This window comes from Hymenobacter jeollabukensis, assembly GCF_005771675.1.
In the GTDB taxonomy this organism is placed as follows: Bacteria; Bacteroidota; Bacteroidia; order Cytophagales; family Hymenobacteraceae; genus Solirubrum; species Solirubrum jeollabukense.
In genome coordinates this window covers 1-3313 of sequence record NZ_VAJM01000026.1, presented here as the reverse complement: position 1 = coordinate 3313, position 3313 = coordinate 1, and the positions used below count along the sequence as shown (strand labels likewise).

Below are 3313 nucleotides of genomic sequence, written 5' to 3'. Positions count from 1 at the left end.
ACGTGCTCGGCGCGTGGGGGCAGGCCGGGGGGCGGCGGGGGCCCATAAACGGGCACAGCCCCCGCGGCCGAAGAGGCCAGCGGGGGCTGTGCAGGTGATAAGGTTGGCGGCGACCGACTCTCCCGCCGGCGAAGGCAGTACCATAGGCGCTCCGGGGCTTAACGACTCTGTTCGGAATGGGAAGAGGTGAACACCCGGGCTAAAGCCACCATTATCAGGACGGACACCCCAGTCGGGTGCCGTGAAGGCATTGACGCACGGCCAGCAAACAAGTAGAATGGAGCTATCATTCGGAAGCGTTCGGTTCATTAGTACCGCTCGGCTGGCCCTTTCGGGTTTAAGACCTGCGGCCTATCAACGTGATGATCTCTCACGGACCTTATTAACGGAATGCTCATCTTGAGGTGAGTTTCGCACTTAGATGCTTTCAGCGCTTATCTCGACCCAGCGTAGCTACCCAGCGCTGCACCTGGCGGCACAACTGGTACACCAGCGGCTGGTCCAACCCGGTCCTCTCGTACTAAGGTCAGGTCCTCGCAACATTCCAACGCCCGCCACAGATAGGGACCGAACTGTCTCACGACGTTCTGAACCCAGCTCGCGTGCCACTTTAATCGGCGAACAGCCGAACCCTTGGGACCTTCTCCAGCCCCAGGACGTGACGAGCCGACATCGAGGTGCCAAACCTCCCCGTCGATATGAGCTCTTGGGGGAGATCAGCCTGTTATCCCCGGCGTACCTTTTATCCTTTGAGCGATGGCCCTTCCATGCGGAACCACCGGATCACTATATCCGTCTTTCGACCCTGCTCGGCGTGTCAGCCTCACAGTCAAGCCCGCTTCTGCTATTGCGCTCTGCATCCGGTTACCAAGCGGATTGAGCGGACCTTTGAAAGCCTCCGATACACTTTTGGAGGCGACCACCCCAGTCAAACTACCCACCAGACACTGTTTCCCTTGTTTAGAGATTAGGCTCCAAGCAACGCAAGGGTGGTATTTCAACGTCGGCTCCCCGAGACCTAGCGGCCCCGGCTCAACGCCTCCCACCTATGCTACACATGCGGTGCCCAGAGTCAATGTCAAGCTGTAGTAAAGGTGCACGGGGTCTTTCCGTCCCGTGGCGGGTACTCGGCATCTTCACCGAGACTACAATTTCACCGAGCTCACGGCTGAGACAGCGCCCAGATCGTTACACCATTCGTGCAGGTCGGAACTTACCCGACAAGGAATTTCGCTACCTTAGGACCGTTATAGTTACGGCCGCCGTTTACCGGGGCTTCGATTCAAACCTTCGCTTGCGCTAAGTTCCCCTCTTAACCTTCCGGCACCGGGCAGGTGTCAGGCCTTATACTTCCTCTTGCGAGTTCGCAAAGCCATGTGTTTTTGTTAAACAGTCGCCTGGGCCTTTTCACTGCGGCTTCTGTCATTGCTGACAGGAAGCGTCCCTTCTCCCGAAGTTACAGGACCATTTTGCCGAGTTCCTTGGCCGTGATTCACTCGAGCGCCTCAGGATACTCTCCTTGACTACCTGTGTCGGTTTGCGGTACGGGTTGTTGTGCGGTAAACGCTTAGCGGGTTTTCTTGGGAGTCTGATTAGGGCAACTATGACCGCGTCCCGAAGGACTTGGTCTACTATCACGGTTCAGCTATCGGGGCGTACTTAACTACCCCAACAATACCTACGCGCTTCAACGGGCACTTCCGTCCGCCCGCGTGCCTTTCACTTCTCCGTCACCGCATCACTCCACAAAACAAGTGCTGGAATATCAACCAGCTGGCCATCGGTCGTCGCTCTTCAGCTTAGCCTTAGGTCCCGACTAACCCTGCTCCGATTAGCGTTGAGCAGGAAACCTTAGTCTATCGGCGTGGGGGTTTCGCACCCCCATTATCGTTACTCATGCCTACATTTGCTTTTCCAGCCGCTCCACCACGCCTCCCGGTCATGGCTTCACCGCTGCTGGAATGCTCCCCTACCACTCGTCTAGAAGACGAATCCATCGCTTCGGTACCGGACTTGATGCCCGCGTATTATCGATGCCCTGTCGCTCGACCAGTGAGCTGTTACGCACTCTTTAAATGAATGGCTGCTTCCAAGCCAACATCCTGGCTGTCAAGGCAACTGGACCTCCTTTGTTCAACTTAGCCCGGATTTAGGGACCTTAGCGGATGGTCTGGGTTCTTTCCCTCTCGGCGTGGGACCTTAGCACCCCACGCCTCACTGCCGTGTATATCAACGTGCCATTCGGAGTTCGTCTGGATTCGGTAGGCTGTGACACCCCCTAGTCCAATCGGTAGCTCTACCTGCACGTGACTCAACCACGACGCTGTACCTCAATACATTTCGGGGAGTACGAGCTATTTCTCAGTTTGATTGGCCTTTCACCCCTACCCACAAGTCATCCAAATCCTTTTCAACGGAAACTGGTTCGGACCTCCAGTTGGTTTTACCCAACCTTCATCCTGCTCATGGGTAGATCACAAAGTTTCGCGTCTACCCCCTCTGACTCTGCGCCCTGTTCAGACTCGCTTTCGCTGCGGCTCCGGTTGTCCACAACCTTAACCTTGCCAGAGAGGAGTAACTCGTAGGCTCATTATGCAAAAGGCACGCCGTCACCCCACCAAGGGGCTCCGACCGCTTGTAAGCGCACGGTTTCAGGTTCTTTTCACTCCCTTATCCAGGGTTCTTTTCACCTTTCCCTCACGGTACTGGTTCACTATCGGTCTCTCAGGAGTATGTAGCCTTACCGGATGGTACCGGTGGATTCAGACGGGGTTTCACTGGCCCCGCCTTACTCAGGATCCTACTAGGGCCCCAACAACTGTCGCGTACCGGACTCTCACCGTCTCTGGTTGACTTTCCCACGTCATTCTGCTACCTGTTGGCGGTCCCACGTTGTAGTCCTACAACCCCGGGCTGGCCGTAACCAACCCGGTTTGGGCTAATCCCCGTTCGCTCGCCACTACTTGGGGAATCATTGTTATTTTCTGTTCCTCCGGGTACTTAGATGTTTCAGTTCCCCGGGTTCGCCCTTTCTGCAAGCAGAAAGTACCACCTCTTCAAGGTGGTGGGTTGCCCCATTCGGAAATCGGCGGATCAACGGGTATGTGCCCCTCCCCACCGCTTATCGCAGCTTATCACGTCCTTCTTCGCCTCTGAGAGCCTAGGCATCCCCCGTGCGCCCTTCGTTACTTCCGTAAGTAACGGGCGACTGCGAGTAATCAGCAGTCTTTCGTTCGCTCGTGTGATGCCATCTTCCATCGCTGGAAACTGGCATTTTGTTCTCTTATTTGCTAGCCGTTACGTCAAAGAACGT

At 55.9% G+C, this 3313-nt stretch carries 2 rRNA genes; both read right to left on the bottom strand.

Features of this window, described 5'->3' with window-relative positions:
- Nucleotides 1-101: 101 nt before the first annotated feature.
- Nucleotides 102-213 (bottom strand): 5S ribosomal RNA (gene rrf, locus FDY95_RS26170).
- A 75-nt stretch (nt 214-288) separates the two neighbouring features.
- Nucleotides 289-3195, bottom strand: a 23S ribosomal RNA gene (locus FDY95_RS26165).
- Nucleotides 3196-3313 lie beyond the last annotated feature (118 nt).